We start from the raw sequence: 22069 nt of genomic DNA, 5'->3' as shown, positions 1-22069 counted from the left end.
TGCCGGTCAGCCCTGCACCGGGGCCGGCTGCCCCGACGGCAGCGGCACCGGCACCGACGCGATGGCCTGGCGCAGCACCTCCGCTGCGGTCAGCCCGCGCACCTGCGCGTCCGGGGTCAGCAGCAGCCGGTGTGCGAACACCGGCTCGGCGAGCGCCTTGAGGTCCTCCGGCATGATCCAGCCCCGCCCGTCGATCAGCGCGTACGAGCACGCCGCCCGCGTCAACGCGATCACACCCCGAGGGCTGACCCCGACGCGTACCTGCGGATGGGTGCGGGTCGCGGCGGCCAGCCGGACCGCGTACGCGTACAGCGGCTCGGCGATGTGCACCCGGCGCGCCATCCGGACCATCTCCCCGACGGTCGCCGTGTCGGTGATCGGGGCGAGCGCCTCGGGGGAGCGGACCGTCGCGCCGCGCAGCACCTCCACCTCGACCGCCTCGTCCGGGTAGCCGACGGACAGCTTCACGAGGAAACGGTCGAGCTGTGCCTCGGGCAGCCGGTACGTGCCGTCCATCTCCACCGGGTTCTGGGTGGCGACCACCAGGAACGGCGCCGGCACCGGGTGTCGGACCCCGTCCACGGTGACGGTGTGCTCCTCCATCACCTCCAGCAGCGCCGACTGCGTCTTCGGCGACGCCCGGTTGATCTCGTCGGCGATCACGATGTTGGCGAACACCGGCCCCGGGTGGAACTCGAACTCCCTGCTCGCCTGGTTGAAGATCGTCACGCCGGACACGTCCGACGGGAGCAGGTCCGGGGTGAACTGGATGCGCCGCCACTGACCCTGCACGGTCGCGGCGATGGCCCGTGCCAGGGTCGTCTTACCGACCCCCGGCACGTCCTCCAGCAGCACGTGCCCCTGAGCGAACAGCGCCGTCAGCGCCAGCCGGACCACCTGCGGCTTGCCGAGCACCACCGCGTTGACGTTCTCGGCCAGCCGGGCGGCCAGGGCGGCGAAGCCCTGGACCTCCGGTTGGGTGAGCGGCTCGTGGGTGTTCACGGTCGGTGGTGCTCCTCGCCTGGTGGTTCAGCAGGTGGGCAGGACGTTGATGTTGTCGCCGCCTTCCAGGTTGAGCCAGGCCCAGGGAATGTAGTTCTTCCCCTTGTAGTCCACCTGCACCCACCAGGTGCTGCGCTTGTCCTTGTTGTAGATGTAGGCGTAGACCTCTTCGCCCGACTTCTTGCAGTAGGCCTGCAGCCGCGTGCCGTTTGCCACCCAGCCTGCCTGGCGGTCGTTGTCCTGCCGCGGAACCTCGAAGATCTCGTTGCCGTTGCGTTCGCCGGGGATCTCCCGCGTGCAGTAACTCGCCTCCGGGCCTGAGGCGCCGTTGCGGCACGTCGCGATCCCGTACAGCGGCTGGGTCGTCTGCGCCCTCGTCGCGGTGTTCTTGCCGGCCGCGTTGGTCGCCGTCACCGTGAACGAGTACGCCGTGCCCGGCGTCAGGCCCGTCATCGTGATGCTGGAACAGGCTCCGGCCTTCGCCGGCTCACCCGAGGTGCTCAGCGAGCAGGTGGCCCTGCCGCCGCCCGCGTCCACGGTGAACGTGACGGTCGCTCCCGTCGCCGTCGCCGACGAGCCGGTCACCGTCACCCGGGGAGCCGCGACCGTGCGGGCCGTGGCGGTGGCCTCCGGGCCCGGCCCGGCCTCGTTGACCGCCTTCACCTTCACCGTGACGTTCTGGCCGTTGCCCAGACCGGTGACGGTGGTGCGGGTCTCGGTCACCTCGCTGGTCTTGCCACCGACGTCCACCTGGTACTTCGTCACCGGCCGGCCGTTCGCCTCGGCCGGCGACCACTGCACCGTGACCGCGCCCGGCTGGTCGGCGACCGTACCGGCCTGCAGATCCAGCGGACGACCCGGCGCCGCGAACGGCACCACCGTGTTGCTGACCGGCGAGGCCGCCGAGCCGGCGCCCTTGTCGTTGACCGCCACGACGGTGAACGCGTACTGGGTCCCGTACTCCAGCTCACCGGCCGGAACCACCAGCTCGGTCTTGGTCGACTCGCCGGCCGGCGCGTTCGTCCCCGCCGACGTGGCCGTCACCGCGTACTTGGCGATCTTGTTGCCCTGGGCGTTCGCGGCCGGCCACTTCACCACCACCGTGCCGTCCGGCCGCTCCTGCGCCGTGATGCTGGCCGGCGGATCGGGCACCGCGGCGGTCGGGGTGACCGGGTTGCTGCTGCGCGGCGGGCCGTCACCCTTGGCGTTCACGGCGTGCACCGCGAACCGGTACGTCTCGCCGTTGGTCAACCCCTTCACCTCGACCGCGCGCTGGTTGGCGCCCACCTCCAGGCGCTGACCGGCGCCCTGCACGACGTACTTGATGATCTCGGCGCCGTTCGCGGCGGCCGGCCGCCAACTCACCCGGGCCTGGGCGTTGCCGGCGGCGGCCGTGACGCTGCGCGGCGCGCTCGGCTTGCTCACCCGGGGCTTCTTCGGCGGAGGCGGCGGCGGGGGCGCCGGCGGCGGGTCACCGCCCAACACGTCGTTGGCGTACTTGTCGACCTCGCGCACCTGGTGCTTGTCGTCCACCACCCGAGCCGTCGCCGAGTCGGGCGAGTTGATGAACAGGTGGTTCTCCCGGACCTCCATCTCCAACGGTCCGGTCGCCTTGCCCTTGATGGTGTCGACCAACTGGCCGCCCACGTCGAAGGAGTAGATGGTGCCGGTGGCCTCGTCGGCGCAGTAGAACCGATCGGCCCACGCCACCGCCGGGCTCAGCCGGTCGCCGCTACCCGGCACCGTGAACGTCCGCTCCTCGCCGACGTCACCCACCACCAGCACCCGCCGCTCGGCCGGCACCGTCACCGGCACCCGCGGCCCCGACGTGCGGGCCGGCAACGCCGCAGGGCCGGGCAGCGTCAACGGCGTCGGGCGCACCTCGCCGCGCCGTACCCGCAGAAGCCGGCCGGCCGTCCGGTCCAGCACCGCCACCCCGTCGTCCAGGGTGGAGACCACCAGATCGTGGCTGGGGTCGGCGACGTCGTACGTCTCGACCCGCTCCGGGCTGAGCCCTCCGCCGGCCGGCGCGGCCGAGGCCGGCGCGGACGGCAGCTTCGCGGCGGTGACCGCCGAGACCGTGCCCTCGCTGGGCACCGCGATCCAGAGCCGGCCCTCACCGTCGAACGCGCCGCCGGTGATGCCCGGCGGATAGCGCACCGGTTCACCGACCGGGCTCAACGAGCGCGGGTCGAGCTGCCGCACGATGCCCTGCACCGCGTCGACGACGAACGCCGCGTCCTCGTGCAGGGCGACGCTCACACCCAGGCCGGGCGTGGTCGGCGTGGTCGCCGTGAGCTGCAACGTGGCCAGGTCCAGTGAGCTGATCTGCCCGGTCTGCAGGTCCCGCAGGATCAGCAGCCGGTCGGTCTGGGCGACCTGCATCGGGTGCCGGCGGGCGCCCGGAATCTCGGTGCGGGTGTCCACCCGGGCCGTCACCCCGTTGACCCGGGCCAGCTCGCTGCGCACCCCGCTCCACAGCCAGGAACTCGCGTCGTAGTTGGCCACCGCGTTGTCCGCCGCGCCCAACCCCAGGACGGTCAGCCCCATGGCGGCCAGCAGCGCGGTGACCGTGCCCACCGTCACGAGCCCGCCTCGCAGTCGGGACCGGGAACGGGGGGCGTCGGTCCGCTCGGCGTCGTCGATGCTGGCCACAGCCGGCTGCCTTCCCTGAGTCGTGGCAGGTGGCGTACGCCTCGCGGCGACCCCTCCCCTGAGCCGGGTGCCATCATATGGCCCGGCCGGGAACGGGGGAACCCGCACCGTCACCCCTGTGGATACCGAGCGTGCGCGGCGGACGCCCAGCTCAGCTCCACAATCGTCAATCCGACGATGACCAGCTCGCCGGTGCGTGCTCAGCTCGGCGGTGTCGACCGCTCACGATCCGTGCACACCTGACCCGAGGTGGCGAAGCTGTCGGTCGAGTAGACGGCCAGCACCGTGAAGCAGTAGTCCACCCGGGAGCTGAGCCCGTTGACCGTGTGGCGGGTCCGCCCCGGCTCCACTGTCGCCATCACGCCGAGCGCCGACCCGGCCCGCCCACCCGCGACCATGAACGGCACCGTGCCCCCGGACGGATCCGTCCAGCTCAGCGTGATCGTCACCGCGTCGTCGCGCAGCTTCAGGTCGCCGGGAGGGGGACCGGTCGTCGCCGGTGCCACCGTCACCGGTGTCCCGGACGGCGGCGGCACGTCCTCACGGCTCAACACCACCGCGCCCAGGCCCGCGACCGCCACCAGGGCAACCCCGGCGGCCACCGCCGCGCCGATCACCGTCGCCCGGTTGCGGCCCGTCGAGCCAGTCCCATCGGGGTACGACGGCGCGTACGCCTCCTGCGGGTAGTACTGCCCCGGGTACACCTCGTGGCTGGCCGGGACGTGCTGCGCCGGGTACCGTTGGCCGGCCGGGTACTGCTCGGTGGCCGGGTAGGCGTGCGGGACCGGCGGGCCGTAGGGCGCGGCCAGGCCCGGCACCAGATCGTCCACCGGAGTCGACGCCGAGCCGCCATGCCCGCCGGTGAGGTGCGTCGGGCCGCCGTGTCCACCCGGGACGGATCCCGGTCCGCTGTGCTCGGTCGGGATCGGGGCGACAGGCGTCGTCGGCGCCGGTTCGAGGTTTGGTGCCCAGTCGGGTGGGGTCGCCAGATCTCCGGCGTCGGGCCTGCCCAGCTGAGGGGCCGACGGCCCGACGGCCGGGAACACCTCCGTCGACGCGGACGCGAAACCTGACGCTTCGCCGGGTCCGGCCGACAGCGCTTCCGTGCCTCGGTTGCCCGGAACGGGCCGCTCGGGCACGCCCGCCTGGCCGTCCCCGGTGCCCGGTGAGCGCGGCGTGCCCTCGGCGGCCGGTGTGGGCCGGACGTCCGCCGATCCGGGGGCGACGGCACTTGACGGGGGTAGCGGTTGCGGAGGTGCGCTGCTGCTCCACGGCGGCGCGGTCAGTCCCCACGGCGGCGCGCTCACCGGAGGCGCCGACACCGGCTGGCTCTGCCCAGGTGGTGCCGATACGGGGAAACCGGGCGGCCCGGAGACCGGGAACGCCGAGGCCGGTGGGCCGGAGGCGGGGTAGGGCGGTGCGGACGTCGGGAATGCCTGGGCTGGCGGCCCGGACACGGGGTGCGGCGGCGCGGACGTCGGGAACGCCTGGGCTGGGGGCGCGGACGTCGGGGATGCCTGGGCTGGCGGCCCGGACACGGGGTAGGGCGGTGCGGACGTCGGGAACGTCTGGGCTGGCGGGCTGGACACGGGGTGCGGCGGTGCGGACGTCGGGATCGACTGGGCTGGTGGACCGGACACGGGGTAGGGCGGCGGGAACGTCTGGGCTGGCGGCCCGGACACGGGGTAGGGCGGCGCGGACGTCGGGAACGCCTGCGCCGGGGGACCGGACACGGGATAGGCGTGGCCGGGTGGTCCGGACACCGGGTTGGCGGGCGGCCCGACTACCGGTTGGGGCCGGGCGGGCGGCCCGGAGACGGGGTGGTCGTACCCGGGCGGAGCGGACATCGGACGGCCGGCTGGTCCAGAGGCCGGCGCCGAGGGCAGGGGAGGTCCGGACACCGGCCGCGGCGGTGCGGCGGGCGTTCCGCCGAGTGCGTGGTGCGGGGGCGTGCCCGCCGGACTGTTAGTCGTCGGGATCGCTCCGGACGGGGTCGAACCCGCTGCCGTGCCGGCCGCGCCACTCGCCCCTGCCGCCGCGAGACGAGCCGCCTCCTCGGCCAGCAGGGGCTCGATCTGCCGTACCTGAATCGTGGGGTCATCCCACCGCGGCGCTGGCGCGGGGCTGGGGTGCGGACCGGCGGAGGTCGGCGCGGTGGGCCGCTGCGCGGTGGCGGGCGGTCCGGCCGTGGGCGGTGTCTGCGACCCGCCGGAGGCGGGGCGGGAAGGCGCGTCGTTCGTGCGCTGGCGCGGCGGCGCGGGTGGAGGCTGCTGCCGTGGGTGTGGCGTGGGCCGGGCGGCTAACCCAGGTGGTGGGCCGGCCGGTGGCCGGGGTGCGACCGCCTGCTGCTCGACCCGCTGGCGGGGCATCGGCGGTGCGGCCGGCACCGGGGGGACGGCCGACGCGGGCCGCGTCGGACCGGCAGGGGTCGGCGAAGGCTGCGGCGCCCAGGGCGACGCGGGCGGTGGCGGACCGTCCGTTGTCGGCCGCATCGCGGCCAGGGTCGCCAGAGACAGCGTCGGGCCGGAGAGTGCCGACCGGGCCCCCGAGTCGGTCGAGGTGGCGGAGGTCGGCGGCCCCACGTACGTCTGCTCCGCGGCGGGGCTGCCCTCGCCGAGGTAGTCACGGGCGGCGCGTACGACCGGGTGGTTCTCCCCGAGCGCCGCGGGCCCGGCGCTGGCGACCCGGGTGTAGTTGCGGCGGGCCTCGTGCCGGTTACCCAACTCCTCGGCGACCTCCGCGAGCTCGAAGGCGAGCGCGAGCATCGTCGGTTCGGAATGGTCCCAGCGCCGCTCACCCGCCGCGAAGGCCTCCTCGAGCACCCGGCGGGCGGCGAGCGGGTCGTCGGCCTCGCGGTGCAGGCGGGCCAACAGGTGAGCGGTGTGCAGCGTCTCGGGATGGTCCTCGCCGTACGGCGGACGGGCGGATCCGACGGCGTCCGCGAGCAACGTCCGGGCGGCGTCGTGGTCGCCCGCCGCGCGCAGTGCGAGGGCCCTTTGCTGTACGGCGGCCAGAGGAGAGGGATGGGACACAGGGCAATGCTGCCGTCACAGGGCCGCCGACGCTAGCCGGGGTCGCGCTCACGCCAACTCTCGTGACCCTGGGTGGCGGTGTGAGCAGCGACGGGAGGGTGATGTGCATGATCCACGGGTGCCGTGTACAGTAACTCCCCGTGCGGCCCGCTGGGCCGGCCTTCGGATGCAAGATCATCTGGGTCGGCGAGGTAGGCTGAACGAGCAAGTCCGGGTGGCGGAATGGCAGACGCGCTAGCTTGAGGTGCTAGTGCCCGTATAGGGCGTGGGGGTTCAAGTCCCCCCTCGGACACATCATCACCACATATTGATCATGATCCGCGCAGGTTGACCTGCGCGGATTTTTCTATGGTTGGTGTGCAGTGTTCCTGGTCGCAGACGATGGTGATCTTCCTGCTGCGCGGGAGCGTGAGCAGGTCGTGTGGCTCTGGATGGCGCTGGCAAGGCGGGGATGGTCGGCGAGTCGGGTGATGATGTGGTCTTCCCTGAGGTAGAGGATCTTGCTGTCGGCGGTTGGTGAGATGTTGGGTGCTGGCGACCGGATCCTGTGCGTCCAGCTCGGCTGTTACTGCACCTGTCTGCTCGATCGATGCCGCCGCCGGCAGAACGGCCCCTGACCGACCGGCCGCGGCGATTCGCCCAAGACGCGAGACGATCCCGCCAGGTGCGATCCTGCCGGGCCGCACCGCGGTGCTGGATCAGGTCGTGCTTCCGGTGGTAGCGCCCATCGTCCGGGTTAGGCGACACAGCCCCTCCGAGGTAATCGATGGCGTGATCATCAGCAGGTCATAAAGCATCACCGGGTCAGACCGGCGGCTTGACGCACGAGGCGGATGACCGCTCCGGCGTCGTACCCGGGGCAGCCACGAGCAGGACCGCCGGGACCGCATCACGCGCGGACTGCGTCCGGAGTGCTTACCGGCTCGGCGCGATGAGGGCGACCGACCCGATCTCGCCGCCGCCGTGGTGAGCGCGCTCTCCCTGTGGAAGGCCAACAGAACGTCAGCGGAAACGCAACCGATCATCGTGACAGAAATCTGAGTAATTTACAGCGATCGACGTTGCTGCTAGATTTGCCCCGATGCTGGTGAGACTGTTGGGGGAGCCATGAACAAGGCGTTCAACGTCAAACGCTCATCCCGTCGATCTATTCTTGCAGGCGGAATCTTGCTCGGCCTGTCGGCGGCAGCTGGCGGATCTTTGTTGTCGCCAGCACCGGTAGCTGCGGAACCCCGGTGGACGTCGGACGGATGGCGATTCTGCGTCAACTGCTTCGAGCTGTTCCTGTTTGACATCACCGTCAACGAAAGTCGCTGCCCGCAAAACAGCGGCACACATCAGCCTGCCGGCTGGACCTTCCGGCTGACGTACAACGACAGTCAGCCCGGCGTAGGCGAAAGTTCCAATGTTCAGGCCAACTGGCGGCACTGCTACCGATGCTCTGCGCTCTATTGGGGGCCGAGTGCGACGAAGAGATGCCCGCTGTGGCCGGGCGGAGATCATCAGTGGCTCAACCCGTATTCTCCCTATCCTCCTCGGCAGTTCCTACTGACACACGACGTCGGCCAGCCGTCAGGGTGGCAGAACCGGTGGCGGTTCTGCTTCAAATGTTCCGCGCTGTTTTTCGATGGCTACGCACAAAAGGGCCTCTGTCCATTCGACTATATTTATGGCCACACTTCGGCGGGGTACGACTTCGCGATGCCCGTCTCAGCCTACTGATCATGGTTCTCAGCGCGTTGGCGCAGGAAAGGCTTAGCTCCAGCGCAGCATCTAAGAGGACGTCTGACGCACGTATTTGTGTGTTGTGGTTGTAGGGGTTCTCGCCAGGTTCGGGTGGTTTCGAGGGTGAGGCGTTTGGCCGGGTTGTCGGTCATGGCGAGGGGTGATCATGCTGGCGGAGTTGTCAGGGCGGGTTTCGTAGTCGCGCACGAGTCGGCGGTGGTGCATGAGCCAGCCGATGGTGCGTTCGACGACCCATCCACGGGCACTGCCCTTGACAGGGACTTCAGCTGGACGCACCGGCGTGAGGCACGAGGACCTCCCGGGTGATGCGGAACCTTCGACAAGCTCCACCTCACCCAGAGGCCCGCACCCATTCCAAGATCTCAGCCCGGTCACCAACTTCCGTGGGCAGAACACCTGGATCTGGTCTTCCTTGTTCGTGCTCAGTTGGCCGGGGCGGTCGTCGGTTGCAGGGGAACCGCCGATTCGTAGCCAACCTCGATGATTCGACGCACCGACTCGGCGTAGGCGTCCTGACCGGCGGGCGCGAAAGTGCCGAGCCCGTCGACGTACCGGTTGAACATGCAGAAGGCGGCGGCGATCAGGACGGTGTCGTGGATTTCCAGGTCGGTGGCGCCCTCCGCGCGGGCGTCGGCGACGAGCTCGGTGGTGACGCTGCGACCGCTGATCTGGACCGCGCCGGCGATGCGCAGCAGCGCCCGCAGCTTCGCCGAGATTGGCGCGGTGTCGAGGTCCGCGCGTACCTGATCGACGAGGGCCATGCCCTCGTCGAGCTGCGCGGCGGCGAAAGCCGAGTGCGACGCACAGCAGAAGTTGCAGTCATTGCGACCGGAAACGTACGCGGCGATAAGCTCCCGCTCCCCGGCCGGGAGCGAGTGAGGGGCGCGCAGCAACACCTCGGCCAGCTCGTTGAGCGGCTTCGCCGTTTCCGGACGGTAACGCATCGGACCGGTGATGCCGGGGAACTCCTTTTCGTCGACCCCTAGATCGATGTACGCCATCGTGTCATGCCCTCCAGCCGTGAGCTCGGCCCGACCAGATCACGCCTCTGCCATCGACCACGATCGGGGCGGGGCGGCGTGAGCGGACGCCGCGCGGCCACGATCCCATACCGACCGTCTGTTGTGCGTCTTCGCTCGTGCTCTTCGCGGCGGCCCCGACGCAGCGCGGATCGTGCCTGAACTTGACGAACGGCGTGCGGCGACGGGGTGATCAGTACGACCGCAGAAAGCGCAATCTGGAACACATCCGGTCGGCCAACCATCGCAAGAATCGACCTGTCCCGATTTCCGCACGGAAGAAGGTTTGCCATGGTGACCACTGGAGTACCGGCCCCGGCCATCGGCTCCGCTGCGCGTCCCGGGATCCGCCGCTGGCCGCTCATCTCCGCCAGCGTGCTCGGCGGGGTGCTGCTGGCGGTCCTGTGGTCGTACGAGTTCGTTGACCATGTGATCGGCGACAACGTGGCCAACACGATGCTCGGACACGACGCGAAGGCGACCGCCATCGACGGGGTGGCAGCCGGCATGCTGTTCGCCTTCGTGTCCGGGTTCGCCGGCACGTTCACCGCCTGCAACATCGCCATGGTCGCGTCGATCGGCCCGATGGGCCACGCCAGCGCCGGCACCGTCGGCGGACCCGGATCGCGCGCCGCCCTGGCGACGCTGCTGCGCCCCATCGGGCTGCTGGCGCTCGGCATGGTGGTGGTGTCGGCGATCTACGGCTTCGTGGGCGTCCTGATCGGCGGCGCACTGCCGCAGTTGTCCACCGCGACGGCGGGCGGCATGCCGGTGCGACTGCTCCAGTCGTCGGTCGTGTTCGGGCTGGTCGGCCTGGCGTTCGTGTACCTCGGGCTCGCCGCGCTCGGCGTGCTGCCCGACCCCTTCGCGCGCCGGCCGGCGTGGCGGGTGGTGACTCTCGGCGCGTTGGTCGGCGGGTTCCTGATCGGCCGTCCCTACCCGCTGTTCCACAAGCTCTTCCAGTGGGCCGTCGACACCGGAAACCCGCTCTACGGCGCGGGGGCGTTCGTCCTCCAGTCGCTGGGTAACATCGCCATCATCGCCCTGCTGTTCGCGTTGCTGATCGTGCTGACCCGTGGCCGTTTCGTCGGCTGGCTCGCGGCCCGCCCGTCCCGTGCGGTGGCCGTCACCGGTGCTCTTCTGCTGGCTCTCGGGGTCTTCACGGTCGTCTACTGGGACGTCCGGCTGCCGGCGATGTTCGGCTACGGCTGGTTCCCGACGATGCCGTACAACCAGTAGCCACCAGCCGGCCCGGCCCGCCGCCGTTCGCCGTGCCGGGCGCCGCGCTCCATGACGGTCGCCGCGCTCCGTCGCGGAATCGCATGACAGAAGAAGACCACGGCCGTCGTCGATGCGACGCTGTGGCCGTCGGTGACCATGCGGGGATCGGAGCGGAATGCTGAAACGACGACAATTGATGGCACTAGGGGGCGTCCTCGGTGGGGCGGTACTGCTGCCCACCGGGGTTGCCGCGGCGCGTAGGGAGGGTGCCAGCGGGCCTCCTCAGGGGGCCGGGCACCACCACGGTCTGCCGGCGTCCACCGCCGGCGTGCGCAGCACGGTACCGCCGTTCTCGGTGCGGATGCCGGTGCCGGCGGTCCTCGCGCCGATCTCCAACGTGGGTGGGGTGGACGTCTACCGGCTCGCGATGAAGCACGCGGACGTCGAGATCCTGCCGGGCGTACGGACACCGGCGCTGACCTTCGGCGGCACCTTCGTCGGCCCGACCATTCGGGCCCGGAGCGGCCGGCGGGCGCTGGTGTGGATCGACAACCGGCTCGACGTGGCGGCCAACGTGCACCTGCACGGCGGTCACGTGGCCGCGTCCAGCGACGGGCATCCGATGGACGTGATCGCGCCGGGCGGCTCCCGGCTGTACGAATACCCGAACGGCCAGCAGGGCGCCACGCTCTGGTACCACGACCACAGCCACCACACCGAGGCGGAGCACGTCTACCGGGGCCTGCACGGGTTCTACCTGATCGACGATCCGGCGGAGTCGCACCTCGGCCTGCCCCGCGGGTCCTACGACATCCCGATCATGATTCGGAACGCCGAGTTCGACGCCGAGGGTCGGCTCGTCTTCTCCCTCAACCCGAGCACGCGCACGACGTTGCTGGCCAACGGGCGTCCCCAGCCGTACCTGCCGGTGGCCGCCCGGAAGTACCGGTTCCGGCTGCTCAACGCGGCCGGTGAGGCGGTGTTCCGGCTGAACCTGGGCGGGGCGCAGATGCTTCAGATCGCTTCCGACGGCGGCCTGCTGCCAGCCCCGGTGCCGCGGACCGAGCTGGTGCTGGGTTCCGCCGAGCGGGCCGAGGTGGTCGTCGACTTCTCCCGGTACCCGTTGGGTAGCCAGCTGGTGCTCGCCGACGGCGACAACCCGCTCGTGCGTTTCGACGTGGTTCGGACCGCTGAGGACACCAGCACCGTCCCCAGCACCCTGCGCCCGCTGCCGGCGCTTCCGCCCGCGACGGTGTTCCGGAACGTGTCGATGAACTTCGACCTGTCGAACCCGACCGCGCCGGTGGCGCTCGTGAACGGCCAGCCGTTCGACCCGAACCGGGTGGACTTCCAGGTCAAGCGGGGCACGACGGAGATCTGGACGGTCGTCGCGGCTGACCCGATGATGATCAGCCACACGTTCCACCTGCACCTGGAGCAGTTCCGGGTGCTGGAGCGGGACGGCGGCCCGCCCTCCCTGGACGACGCTGGCCGCAAGGACACGATCTACCTGCCGGTCGGCGGGTCCGCGCGGATCCAGGTCACGTTCAACGACTACGTCGGGCGGTACGTGTACCACTGCCACTTCCTGGAGCACTCACAGCTCGGCATGATGGCGCAGCTCGAGATCGTGCCCTGAGACGGCGCGGGAGCCGGCCCCCCGCCGAGGGGGGCCGGCTCCACCTCAGCCCTTCAGCGCGCGGGTGAACTCCCGGACGTCGGCCACGAACAGGTCGGGCTCCTCCATCGCCGCGAAGTGACCGCCGCGGTCGAACTCGCTCCAGTGGACGATGTTGCCGAAGTCCCGATCGGCGAATCGGCGTACCGGCTGGAACATGTCGTGCGGGAACACGGCCACGCCCAGCGGTACCGGGATCGCCTGGTGCCGCAGCGACGGCGGGTTCGCGATCGGCAGCATCGGCGCGACCTCGTGGTAGAGCTGAGCGGAGGAGGCGGCGGTGCCGGTCAGCCAGTAGAGCATGACGTTGGTCAGCAGCAGATCCCGGTCGACCGCCTCCTCGGGCACGTCCGTGGAATCGGTCCACTCCCGGAACCGGTCCACGATCCAGGCGAGTTGCCCGACCGGCGAGTCGCTGAGCGCGTACCCGAGGGTCTGCGGGCGGGTGGCCTGGATCGCCATGTAACCGGCGCCGTGGTCGCGGAATCGCGGCAGCAGGGCGAGGCGGGCCTGGTCGGCCTCGCTGAGCCCGGTCAGCTCGTCCGGGTCCTCGCCGGTCGGGCCGGTCAGCAGCATGTTGATGTGCACACCGAGCACGTGCTCCGGGTCGAGCTGACCGAGGATCAGCGACACCACCGAGCCGAAGTCGCCCCCCTGCGCTACGTACCGGTCGTAGCCGAGCCGGCTCATCAGCTGGGCCCACGCCCCGGCGATGCGTCCGACGTGCCAGCCGGGGGCGGTGGGGCCGGAGAAGCCGTACCCGGGCAGGCTCGGCACCACCACGTGGAAGGCGTCCGCAGGGTCTCCGCCGTGCGCCGCCGGGTCGGTCAACGGGCCGATCACGTCGAGGAACTCCGCGACCGATCCCGGCCAGCCGTGCGTGAGCAGTAGCGGGGTGGCCCCCGGCTCGGCCGAGCGGGCATGCAGGACGTGCACCCGGGTGCCGTCCAGCTCCGTGGTGAACTGTGGGTACGCGTTGAACCGGGCCTCGGCGGCCCGCCAGTCGTACTCGTCGCGCCAGTACTCCACGAGGTCCCGCAGGTACGACAAAGGCACTCCCCGCTCCCACCCGTCGACCGCCTCGGCCCCGGCGGGCCAGCGGGTCGCGGCGAGCCGGCGGTGCAGGTCGTCAAGCGTGGCCTGGGGGACCTCGATGCGGAAGGGGTCCATGCGTCGGCCTCTCATCCTGTCGAATGCGGTCGTTACCGGCCGGCCGTCGGGCGCTGCCCGGGGTAGATGACGGCCGGGACACGAGGCATCGTCACACCGCCGCCCAGAGGGCGACATCTCCTGGCGTGCGGAACGGATCCGCCATCCCACCGGGCGGCGGCGGCGACCGGCGATCCCGCAATCCGAAAGATGCTCGCCGCATGCGTCGGCTGTGACGATTCCAGGCGTCGGGGTCGGTGACCCGGCGTGGAGTCGGATTCGGCGAAACGAGAGGGTTGAGCGATGGCCGGACTGGTCGGTGAACGCGCGGTGGTGCTGGGCGGAAGTATGGCCGGCCTGCTGGCCGCGCGGGTCCTCAGTGAGTTCTACGGTGACGTGACGATTGTGGACCGCGATGTGCTGGTCGGGGCCACGGGGCCGCGACGCGGTGTGCCACAGGGCTTCCACGCGCACGCCCTGCTCGCACGCGGCGGTCGGGAGATGGAGGGCCTCTTCCCCGGGCTGACTGAGGAGATGGCCAACTCCGGGATGCCCATGGTCGACATGGGGGAGATGCACTGGTACATCGACGGCTTGCGGGTCAAGAACGCGCACACCGGCCTGGTGGCCGTCAGCATGACCAGGCCGGCGCTGGAGAACATGGTCCGCAACCGGGTCGCCGCGATCCCGAATGTGACCTTCCTCGAGCGCACCGACATCGTCGGGCTGATGTCGTCGCCGGGGCGGGACCGGATCATCGGTGCGCGGGTGCAGGCGCACGAGGCCGGCAGCGAACCCCGCGACCTCACCGCCAATCTGGTCATCGACGCCACCGGCCGGGGCTCGCGTACGCCCGTCTGGTTGGAGGAGTTGGGCTACCAGCGTCCGGCCGAGGACCGGGTGAAGATCGGCCTCTCCTACACCACCTGCGAGTTCGACCTGCCGGCCCGGCCGCTGGAGAACGACTGGTCGGAAATCCCGCTCGCCACACCGAGCAGCCCGCGCGGGGCGTTCTTCGGTCGGACGAAGGGCGACCGGCACATCCTGTCGCTCACCGCGATGCTCGGCGACGAGCCGACCACCGACCTCAAGGGCGTTCGGGAATTCGCCAAGTCGCTGCCGATCCCGACGGTGTACGACGCGATCCGCGACGCCGAACCGGTCGTCGGGCCGGTGCTGATCCGCTTCCCCGCCAGCGTCCGCCGGCGCTACGAGCGGCTGACCGCGTTTCCGCAGGGCTACCTGGTGGTTGGAGACGGTGTGTGCAGCTTCAACCCGGTGTACGGGCAGGGCATGACGGTCTCCGCCCTGGAGGCGCTCACGCTGCGCAAGCACCTCAACAGCGGCCGTGCCCCGCAGGCCCGTGCCTTCTTCAAGGAGATCTCCACGGTGATCGAAGCGCCGTGGGGGATCGCGGCCGGTGGCGACCTGGCGTTCCCCGAGGTGGAGGGGGACCGGCCGTTGATGGTCCGCGTGATGAACCGCTACATGGCCAAGCTGATGTACGGCATGCTCCACGACAGCCGGATCACCGAGGCGTTCATGCGGGTCGCCGGCCTCATCGATCCGCCGCAGTCGCTGCTGAAGCCCGCCATGATGATGCGGGTGTTCCGGGCCGCTCGTCGCCCGCTACCGGCCGTGCCGGAGCCCAGCCGGCCGGCCGAGTCCGCTTCGGAGCTGGCCACCTGATCTCTCCACCCCCTTCGTCGCCGCGTCGCTGGCCGGGTCGAACCCCCAGCGGCGCGGCGTCCTCAGCTCGAAGGCCCCCACCCGGTCCCGTCCCGACGTGCCAACCCGCCGGTGCACGGTGTCCGCGGGGGACCCGTTGTGCTCAGGGCCATCGACACAAGGACCCGCCGGCGACGCCGACGGGTCCTTGTGGATGGGTCAGATGTACAGGGTGTTCGGCTCCAGCCCGGAGAGGATGCGGCCGTACAGCTCCGCGTTCGTGTCCGGGTTCATCAGGGCGTGCAGGTTGATGGCCTGGACGTCCCGCAGGATGCGCTGGATCGGCACGTCCTGGTAGACCGACGAACCGCCGCTGGCCGAGGCGAGCAGGTCGACCGCCCGCCTGGCGAGCTGGGTGGCGCGGCCCATGTCGGCACGGGCACGAACTCGCTCGACCAGGGACCACGGCGTCCCGTCGATTCCCTTGCTGTCGACCGTGTCGGCGAGTCGGTGGGCGTGGAACACGGCCTCGTCCGTCAGCATCGTCGCCTCGGCCAGTTGCAGGTGCGTCAGCGGCGCGTCCGCCTGGTGTTCGTACGCCGTGTAGGTGATCTTGCGCTCCGGGAGGCGCTCCAGGAACACCTCGCGGGCCGCGGTGGCGAGGCCGACCGCGACACCTACCGACATCGCGGAAGCGCTGGCCAGCAGCGGTGTGCGGTAGATGGGGGACGCGGCGTTGGTGCGGGACGCGTACTGCTCGCCGAGCACCAGCGGCAGGGGCAGCACCCGCCGCTCGGGCACGAAGACGTTCTGCGCCACCGTGCTGACACTGCCGGTGCCGCGCAGGCCGGAGGTGTGCCAGTCGTCGACGACCTGAAGCTCGTTCAGCGGCACCGCGGTCATGATCGGCCAGAGGCTGCCGTCCGGCGCGGGGGCCATCGCGATGACCATCTGCCACTGGGCGTGCAACGCGCCACTGATGAAACCCCACCGCCCGTTGAGCGTGAGGCCGCCCTCGGCCGGTGTGCACATGCCGGACGGGCTCAGCGTGCCGCACAGTCGGACGTCCGGCGCGGAGAAGATCTCGTCCTGCACCTCGTCGGGCAGGAGCGAGGCCATCCACGTCGTGATGGAGTTGACCCCCGCGATCCAGGACGCCGAGCCGTCCCCTGCGGACAGTGCGGTCAGGACGTCGACCACGGTGCGGGTGTCGCTCTCGTAACCGCCGTAGCGGGCGGGCAGCCGCATCCGGAAGATGCCGGCCTCGGTCATTGCCTCGATCACCTCGTCGTGCAGGCGTCGATTCTGCTCGGTCCACGTGGAGTGCGACTGAAGCAGCGGTACCAGTGACGACGCGCGGCGGACGAGATCCGCCTGCGGGGGTGCTTGGGTGACGGTCACCCTCTCCTCCTCGATGCTGTCGGCGAGGGACTCGGTTGAGCCCAGGACGTGGGGTCCGCGGTGCACGCCGACCGGCCGCTCCGGGCCGGGCGCCCGCGCCGGCTCGCACGGGTACGCAAGCGGTGCGATGACCTGGGCGCGTACCCCTTCCGCTCGAAGGGAACTCTCACATCCACGCTGGCCGCGGCTCATCTCCCTGAGTGCGAACCCGGCTCGGGCGGCCGAGGGCCGCAGTGGGGCGCAACGGGGAAGATGCGGCACGGGCGGGCCAGTTGCGAGAGTCGTGGTGGCCCCGCTCCGGGGCGGGCGGACGACCGGCGCCGGGTGCCGGGCACACCTCCGCCGTTTTCTCCGCCGTCGCAAAGGAGACCGACGATGACCACGCCATCCGTCACCGACGACCAGGCCGCCATCGCTGCCGTTCCGCAGCGGATCGTCGCGGCCTGGGCCGCCCACGACTCCGATGCGTTCGCCGACGTCTTCGTCGAGGACGGCGTCATGATCCTCCCCGGCGTCCTGCGGCAGGGCCGGGAGGAGATCCGCGCGTTCATGGCGGAGGCCTTCGGCGGCCCCTACAAGGGCACGCAGGTGACCGGCCAACCGCTGGCGATCAAGAGCCTCGATACGGGAGCGGCCGTGCTCGTCACCCAGGGGGGTGTGCTGGCCCCGGGCGAGACGACGGTCCCCGCCGACCGGGCGATCCGGGCCTCCTGGGTGGTGGTGAAGCGGGACGAGCAGTGGCGGCTCGCCGTCTACCAGAACAGCCCGGCGCACGCCTGAACGACCGCACGCTGGGAGAAGAACCGGCGGGCAGCGGAATGTGATGCTGGCCGACGGCCGGCGGCGGCAGGGAACGTCGGCGGCGAGCAGAGAGCGGAGTACGCGATGGCCTACTCATGCGTCCAGGAGGCATTCGCGGCCGCGGTCGAGCGGGCGCCCGACGCCGTCGCCGTGTCGTCGGGTGCCGGCCAGCTCACCTACCGGGACCTGGACGTGCGGTCGAGCGAGGTGGCCGAACGGCTGCGGGCCCTGGGCGTCGGCCCGGAGACTGTGGTCGCGGTGCTGATGGAGCGCTCACCGGAGCTGGTCGTGACGCTGCTCGGGGTGCTGAAGGCGGGCGGTTGCTACCTGCCGCTGCCGGCTTCCTATCCGCGGGAGCGGATGCAGGCGGTCATCGACCGGGCGGGCTGTGGGCTCCTGATCACCGATCGGCCCGCGCACGACGACGGGCTGCCGGCGGTCCCGCACGTGCTCCGCCCGGGAGAGGGGGACCCGGTGGGGAAGGCCGAGCCGGTCCACCCGGTCCACCCCGACCAGCTGGCGTACCTCATGTTCACCTCGGGCTCCTCCGGCGATCCCAAGGGAGTGGCGATCACGCACCGCGGCGTGCTGAACATGGCCGCCGACCCGGTGTGGGCCGGCGGCGGGCACGACGTCGTCCTCATGGTGGCGCCGCACGCCTTCGGCGTCACCGCGTACGAGTTGTGGGTGCCGCTGTTGCACGGCAACCGGTTGGTGCTGGCACCCCTTGGCGACCTGGACGTCCACGGCCTGCGGGCACTCATCGAGCGGGAGCGGGTGACCGGCCTGCACCTGACCGCCGGTCTGTTCCGCGTCGTCGCCGAGGAGGCGGCGACCGCGCTGGCCGGGGTGCGGGAGGTGCTGACCGGCGGCGACGTGATCGCGCCGACCGCCGTCTCACGGGTGCTCGACGCCTGCCCCGAGACGCTGGTGCAGGCCATGTACGGGCAGACCGAGGCGACGGCCTTCGTCACCCGCTCGCCGATGGCGGCGCCCTACCAGGCGGGACAGACCGTACCGGTGGGCCGACCGCTGGCCGGCGTCCGGCTGTACGTCCTCGACGGACGGCTGGAGCCGGTGGCGCCGGGCGTGACGGGTGAGCTCTACGTCGCCGGGCCGTGCCTGGCCCGGGGCTACCACGGCCGTCCGGACCAGACCGCGGTGCGTTTCGTGGCCGACCCGTTCACGGGCGGCGGCGAGCGGATGTACCGCACCGGGGACCTGGCCCGGCTGACCTCGCAAGGGCTGGTTGAGTTCGTCGGCCGGGCGTCCGACCAGATCAAGGTCCGCGGCTACCTGGTCGAGCTGCGCGAGGTCGAGGCGGTGCTGGGTCGCGGGCCCGGGGTCGCGCATGTCGCCGTGACGGCGCACGAGGTCGAGGCGGGGGAGAAGCGGGTCGTGGCGTACGTCGTGCCGGGCCCGGCCGGCGTCGACGACGCGAAGTTGGCGGCGTACGCCCGGACGCTGCTGCCCGACTACATGCTCCCGGACGCGGTGATGACGGTCCCGGCTCTGCCCCTGACCCCGAACGGCAAGCTGGACCGACGGGCGCTGCCCGAGCCGCAGTTCTCCAGGGCGTCCGACTATCGGCCGCCGCGCGGGCCGCGGCAGGAGCGGCTCTGCGAGATCTTCGCGGAGGTGCTGGGTGCCCCCCGGGTCGGCGCCGACGACGACTTCTTCGCACTCGGTGGGCACTCGCTGCTCGCCATGCGGCTGGTCAACCGGGTCCGGTCCGCGCTCGGCGTGGACATCCGGATCGACATGGTGTTCGACGCGCCCACCGTGGCCGCCCTGGATGAGCGGCTCGACGTGGCGCAGGAGCCGGAGCGGAGGCCACGATGAGCAATCCTTTCGACGATCCCGACGGCGTGTTCCTGGTCCTGGTGAACGCCGAGGGCCAGCACTCGCTCTGGCCGGCCACCGTCGGCGTGCCGGGCGGCTGGACCGTCGCGTACGGCCCGACCGACCGCAACGCCTGCCTGACGTACGTCACCGAGTGCTGGCCCGACCTGCGACCCCGCTCCCTTGTCGCGGCGCTGGACCGGACCGTTCCGGGGAGTTGAGGAGAAGTCATGCCGTTCGTCGACATCTATCCGATCCGCGCCCCCCTCTCCCACAATCAGGAGTTCCTCTGCCCGTTCGACCGGGGCGAGGCGGAGGGTGCCTTCGGTGACCGACACGTGCTCGTGGCGGGCTGGCGGATCAGTGGCCGGATCGACCTGGACGCCCTGCGCCGGGCGCTCGCCGACGTGGTGGCGCGGCACGAGGCGTTGCGGACGTCGATCCTGCGCGGCGAGGGGCCGCACGCCCAGCTCGTCCACCCGCCGACGATGCCGCCGCTGGTCGTCCGGACGCTGACCCCGGCGCCCGGCGAGTCACGGGACGGACGGGCGGAGCGGTTGCTCAACGAGGTGGACGCGACCCCGTTCAGCCCGTCGCACCAACCGCAGTTGCGGGCCATCGTCGGCCGGTTCGACGACACCGACGCGGTGCTCGTGCTGGCCACCCACCATACGGCCACCGACGCCTGGTCGATGCGGCTGATCATGGAGGACCTGTCCGCACGGTACGCCCGCCACAGCGGGCACCCCGTGCCCGACGACCCGCCGCCGCCCACGTACCGGGAGTTCGCCGCCGAGCAGCTCCGTGGCCTGGAGAGCGAGCCGGTCCGGGCCGCCCGTGCGTACTGGCGGCGCAAGCTGCGCGGCGCGGAGATCCTCGGGCTGCCGACCGACTCACCCCGGCCGCCCGGCGTACCGAACGCGTACGCCGCGCACCGCTTCCTGGTCGAGGCGGGGCTGACGGCGAGCGTGCTCGGGTACGCCCGTGCCACCCGGAGCACACCGTTCGTGGTGCTGTTCGCGGCGTACACAGTGCTGCTGCACAACCGGACCGGTGCGTGGGACGTGACCATTCCGACCTTCCTCGCCGGTCGCTCCGACGAGCGGTTCCAGCGCACCGTCGGCATGTTCTTCTCGTTCGTCCCGCTCCGCACCGACCTCACCGGCTGCGACACCCTGCGCGAGGCCGTCGAGCGGACCCGTCGTACCTGTCTGGAGGCGTACCACCACGAACTCCCGTTCGGGCTGATCGCGGCCGAGGCGCCGGAGCTGACCCGGCAGTTCGCCGACGACAACCGGACGGTGGTCACGTTCGAGTTGCTCCAGTCCGGCTTCGGCGACGCCGATCCGCCGGCCGGAGGGCTGCACGCCACCGAGATCCGGCGGCGGCTGCTCTCGCAGGAGGACAGCTCGCACATCCCCGACGGCGGACTGTGGGCGATGGACCTGCTGCCCTCGGGCGAGATGGTGGGCAGCCTCAAGTACAACCGCAATCTTGTCGACGTCGGCACGGCCGCCGGGCTGGTGGACGACTACCGGCGGGTGCTCCGCGCGGTGGTCACCACGCCTGACGGCCCACTGAAGCAGATCTGAGCAGGGAGAGGCGTATGACAGTGGCCAGGGACGTACCGGCGCACGACTTCCCGCCGCCGCCCGAGCCGGACCTGACCCCGGAGGCGGTGATCGCCCGGGCGGGGGCGATCGCGGCGTCGTTGGTGGACCGGCAGGCGGAGACGGAGCGACGCACGTACTACAGCGAGGACACCCATCGGGAGTTCCTCGACGCCGGCTTCTACCGGCTCATCGTGCCCCGGCGTTTCGGCGGCTACGAGTTCGGTGTGCAGACCCTGGTACGGGTGGCCACGGCGCTGGCCCGCGGCTGCCCGTCCACCGGCTGGATGTACCTGTTCGGGGCGGCGCACGCGCTGGTGGCGGCCTCGCTCTTCGAGGAGAAGGCGCAGTCCGAACTCTTCGCGGAGGGTGACTTCGTCTGCCCCGCCGCAGTGGCGCCGACCGGCACCGCCGCCCGCACCTCCGACGGCGACTGGCTCATCAACGGCACGTGGGGGTACTGCTCCGGGTCGCCATACGCGACGCACTTCATCGGGCACGCGCTCGCGGTGGGTCCGGACGGGCAACCCGCGGAGCCGGTGATGTTCGTGCTGCCGCGCCAGCAGTGGCGGCGGCTCGACGACTGGGGTGGGCAGCTCGGCCTGCGAGGCAGTGGCTCGCATGGCATCGCGGTGACCGACGCGCGGGTGCCCGACCACCACGTCCTTCCGGTGCACCTGAGCCAGCTCAGCGTGACCGGCGGCACGCCCGGCCGGTTGCTGCACGGCAACCCCGAGTACGGCGGCGGTCCGCTGAGCTTCATGCTGCTGGAACTGGGCGCCCTCGCGGTCGGGATGGCCCAGGGCGCGCTCGACGCGTACGAGGAGCTGCTGCGCACCCGGAGCACCATCTTCCCGCCCGTGGTGCTCCGGATGGAGGACCCGGACTACCAGTTTCGATACGGCGAGGCGGTGGGGCTTCTGGCTACCGCCGAGGCCGCCCTGACCGATGCCGTACGGCAGTGGAGCGAGGCGTGCGCGAGCGGGCCGCAGGTCTTCACCCGGGAGACCGAACTCCGGCTCGCCACCATCAGCCGCGAGGTGGTCCGGCTGTGCTGGCGGGCGGTGGAGGGCCACCTCTTCCCGAGCGCCGGCTCCAGCGCGTCCCGGCAGGGCGAACGGATGGAGCGCGTCTGGCGGGACATGTCGATGCTGCACGGTCACGCGGGCCTCTCCACATTCCTGGCCATGAAGGCCAACCGGGAGTTGGCGCAGGCCCACTTCGGTCTGGCCTGAGGCGTACCGA

General features: G+C 71.3%; 15 protein-coding genes, 1 tRNA gene and 1 pseudogene. 10 read left to right on the top strand and 7 right to left on the bottom strand.

The features are described 5' to 3' along the window. Positions 1–6: 6 nt before the first annotated feature. The 3 genes from ACIA3K_RS24565 to ACIA3K_RS24555 form a co-directional block, all read right to left on the bottom strand. A complete protein-coding gene (locus ACIA3K_RS24565) occupies positions 7–1002 on the bottom strand; it encodes an AAA family ATPase (RefSeq protein WP_396804056.1) in 996 nt (331 codons plus the stop codon). A 27-nt stretch (positions 1003–1029) separates the two neighbouring features. After that, a complete protein-coding gene (locus tag ACIA3K_RS24560; protein WP_396804055.1) occupies positions 1030–3657 on the bottom strand; it encodes a fibronectin type III domain-containing protein in 2628 nt (875 codons plus the stop codon). A gap of 200 nt (positions 3658–3857) precedes the next feature. Beyond that, a complete protein-coding gene (locus tag ACIA3K_RS24555) occupies positions 3858–6689 on the bottom strand; it encodes a tetratricopeptide repeat protein (protein ID WP_396804054.1) in 2832 nt (943 codons plus the stop codon). Positions 6690–6897: 208 nt separating this feature from the next. Here ACIA3K_RS24555 and ACIA3K_RS24550 point away from each other — a divergent pair. Both ACIA3K_RS24550 and ACIA3K_RS24545 read left to right on the top strand, forming a co-directional pair. Then, a tRNA-Leu gene (locus ACIA3K_RS24550) sits at positions 6898–6981 on the top strand. 815 nt (positions 6982–7796) lie between these two features. Next, a complete protein-coding gene (locus ACIA3K_RS24545) occupies positions 7797–8411 on the top strand; it encodes a hypothetical protein (protein WP_396804053.1) in 615 nt (204 codons plus the stop codon). Positions 8412–8512: 101 nt separating this feature from the next. On the opposite strand, the pseudogene ACIA3K_RS24540 reads toward ACIA3K_RS24545, so the two are convergent. Then, positions 8513–8675: pseudogene (locus ACIA3K_RS24540) on the bottom strand (IS5/IS1182 family transposase); the annotation flags it as partial. Between the two features lie 182 nt (positions 8676–8857). Further along, on the bottom strand, positions 8858–9436 hold the full coding sequence (locus tag ACIA3K_RS24535; RefSeq protein WP_396804052.1) for a carboxymuconolactone decarboxylase family protein: 579 nt from the start codon (positions 9434–9436) through the stop codon (positions 8858–8860). A gap of 309 nt (positions 9437–9745) precedes the next feature. Between ACIA3K_RS24535 and ACIA3K_RS24530 the strand changes: the two genes are divergently transcribed. Together ACIA3K_RS24530 and ACIA3K_RS24525 are read left to right on the top strand one after the other, a co-directional pair. Further along, positions 9746–10693, top strand: a complete 948-nt coding sequence (locus ACIA3K_RS24530) for a hypothetical protein (RefSeq protein WP_396804051.1) — start codon at positions 9746–9748, stop codon at positions 10691–10693. Between the two features lie 310 nt (positions 10694–11003). Next, complete coding sequence (locus ACIA3K_RS24525; RefSeq protein WP_396804050.1) at positions 11004–12314, top strand: multicopper oxidase family protein; 1311 nt, start codon at positions 11004–11006, stop codon at positions 12312–12314. 45 nt (positions 12315–12359) lie between these two features. Here ACIA3K_RS24525 and ACIA3K_RS24520 read toward each other — a convergent pair whose 3' ends face one another. Then, positions 12360–13523: an epoxide hydrolase family protein gene (locus ACIA3K_RS24520; RefSeq protein WP_396804049.1), complete on the bottom strand. Its 1164-nt coding sequence runs from the start codon at positions 13521–13523 to the stop codon at positions 12360–12362. 282 nt (positions 13524–13805) lie between these two features. Between ACIA3K_RS24520 and ACIA3K_RS24515 the strand changes: the two genes are divergently transcribed. After that, the gene (locus tag ACIA3K_RS24515; protein ID WP_396804048.1) at positions 13806–15191 is read left to right on the top strand and encodes an FAD-dependent oxidoreductase; all 1386 of its coding nucleotides are present in this window, start codon (positions 13806–13808) and stop codon (positions 15189–15191) included. 198 nt (positions 15192–15389) lie between these two features. On the opposite strand, the gene ACIA3K_RS24510 is transcribed toward ACIA3K_RS24515, so the two are convergent. Then, positions 15390–16571 (bottom strand): acyl-CoA dehydrogenase family protein, encoded by a 1182-nt coding sequence (locus ACIA3K_RS24510; protein ID WP_396804047.1) that lies wholly within the window; start codon positions 16569–16571, stop codon positions 15390–15392. A 375-nt stretch (positions 16572–16946) separates the two neighbouring features. Between ACIA3K_RS24510 and ACIA3K_RS24505 the strand changes: the two genes are divergently transcribed. The 5 genes from ACIA3K_RS24505 (at position 16947) to ACIA3K_RS24485 (ending at position 22059) form a co-directional block, all read left to right on the top strand. After that, positions 16947–17351 carry an SgcJ/EcaC family oxidoreductase gene (locus ACIA3K_RS24505; protein WP_396804046.1) on the top strand — a complete coding sequence of 135 codons (405 nt, stop codon included), beginning with the start codon at positions 16947–16949 and terminating at the stop codon, positions 17349–17351. Between the two features lie 105 nt (positions 17352–17456). Next, on the top strand, positions 17457–19214 hold the full coding sequence (locus tag ACIA3K_RS24500) for a non-ribosomal peptide synthetase (RefSeq protein ID WP_396804045.1): 1758 nt from the start codon (positions 17457–17459) through the stop codon (positions 19212–19214). Next, a complete protein-coding gene (locus ACIA3K_RS24495) occupies positions 19211–19435 on the top strand; it encodes an MbtH family protein (RefSeq protein ID WP_396804044.1) in 225 nt (74 codons plus the stop codon). The genes ACIA3K_RS24500 and ACIA3K_RS24495 overlap by 4 nt, the downstream gene beginning before the upstream one ends. 9 nt (positions 19436–19444) lie before the next feature. Next, positions 19445–20806 (top strand): condensation domain-containing protein, encoded by a 1362-nt coding sequence (locus ACIA3K_RS24490; RefSeq protein ID WP_396804042.1) that lies wholly within the window; start codon positions 19445–19447, stop codon positions 20804–20806. 14 nt (positions 20807–20820) lie between these two features. Next, positions 20821–22059: an acyl-CoA dehydrogenase family protein gene (locus ACIA3K_RS24485; protein ID WP_396804040.1), complete on the top strand. Its 1239-nt coding sequence runs from the start codon at positions 20821–20823 to the stop codon at positions 22057–22059. Positions 22060–22069: the final 10 nt, after the last annotated feature.

Origin of the sequence: Micromonospora sp. NPDC051543 (genome assembly GCF_044454415.1) — a bacterium.
GTDB lineage: Bacteria > Actinomycetota > Actinomycetes > Mycobacteriales > Micromonosporaceae > Micromonospora.
Note: the sequence above shows the minus strand (reverse complement) of the source record. Positions and strands in the feature narration are given on the sequence as shown.

Excerpts from the sequence above, each read along its gene's own strand:
- ACIA3K_RS24545 (WP_396804053.1), top strand. The coding sequence starts at position 7,797 with ATGAACAAGGCGTTCAACGTCAAACGCTCATCCCGTCGATCTATTCTT.
- ACIA3K_RS24535 (WP_396804052.1), bottom strand. The coding sequence starts at position 9,436 with ATGGCGTACATCGATCTAGGGGTCGACGAAAAGGAGTTCCCCGGCATC.
- ACIA3K_RS24530 (WP_396804051.1), top strand. The coding sequence starts at position 9,746 with ATGGTGACCACTGGAGTACCGGCCCCGGCCATCGGCTCCGCTGCGCGT.
- ACIA3K_RS24520 (WP_396804049.1), bottom strand. The coding sequence starts at position 13,523 with ATGGACCCCTTCCGCATCGAGGTCCCCCAGGCCACGCTTGACGACCTG.
- ACIA3K_RS24515 (WP_396804048.1), top strand. The coding sequence starts at position 13,806 with ATGGCCGGACTGGTCGGTGAACGCGCGGTGGTGCTGGGCGGAAGTATG.
- ACIA3K_RS24505 (WP_396804046.1), top strand. The coding sequence starts at position 16,947 with ATGACCACGCCATCCGTCACCGACGACCAGGCCGCCATCGCTGCCGTT.
- ACIA3K_RS24500 (WP_396804045.1), top strand. The coding sequence starts at position 17,457 with ATGGCCTACTCATGCGTCCAGGAGGCATTCGCGGCCGCGGTCGAGCGG.
- ACIA3K_RS24495 (WP_396804044.1), top strand. The coding sequence starts at position 19,211 with ATGAGCAATCCTTTCGACGATCCCGACGGCGTGTTCCTGGTCCTGGTG.
- ACIA3K_RS24490 (WP_396804042.1), top strand. The coding sequence starts at position 19,445 with ATGCCGTTCGTCGACATCTATCCGATCCGCGCCCCCCTCTCCCACAAT.
- ACIA3K_RS24485 (WP_396804040.1), top strand. The coding sequence starts at position 20,821 with ATGACAGTGGCCAGGGACGTACCGGCGCACGACTTCCCGCCGCCGCCC.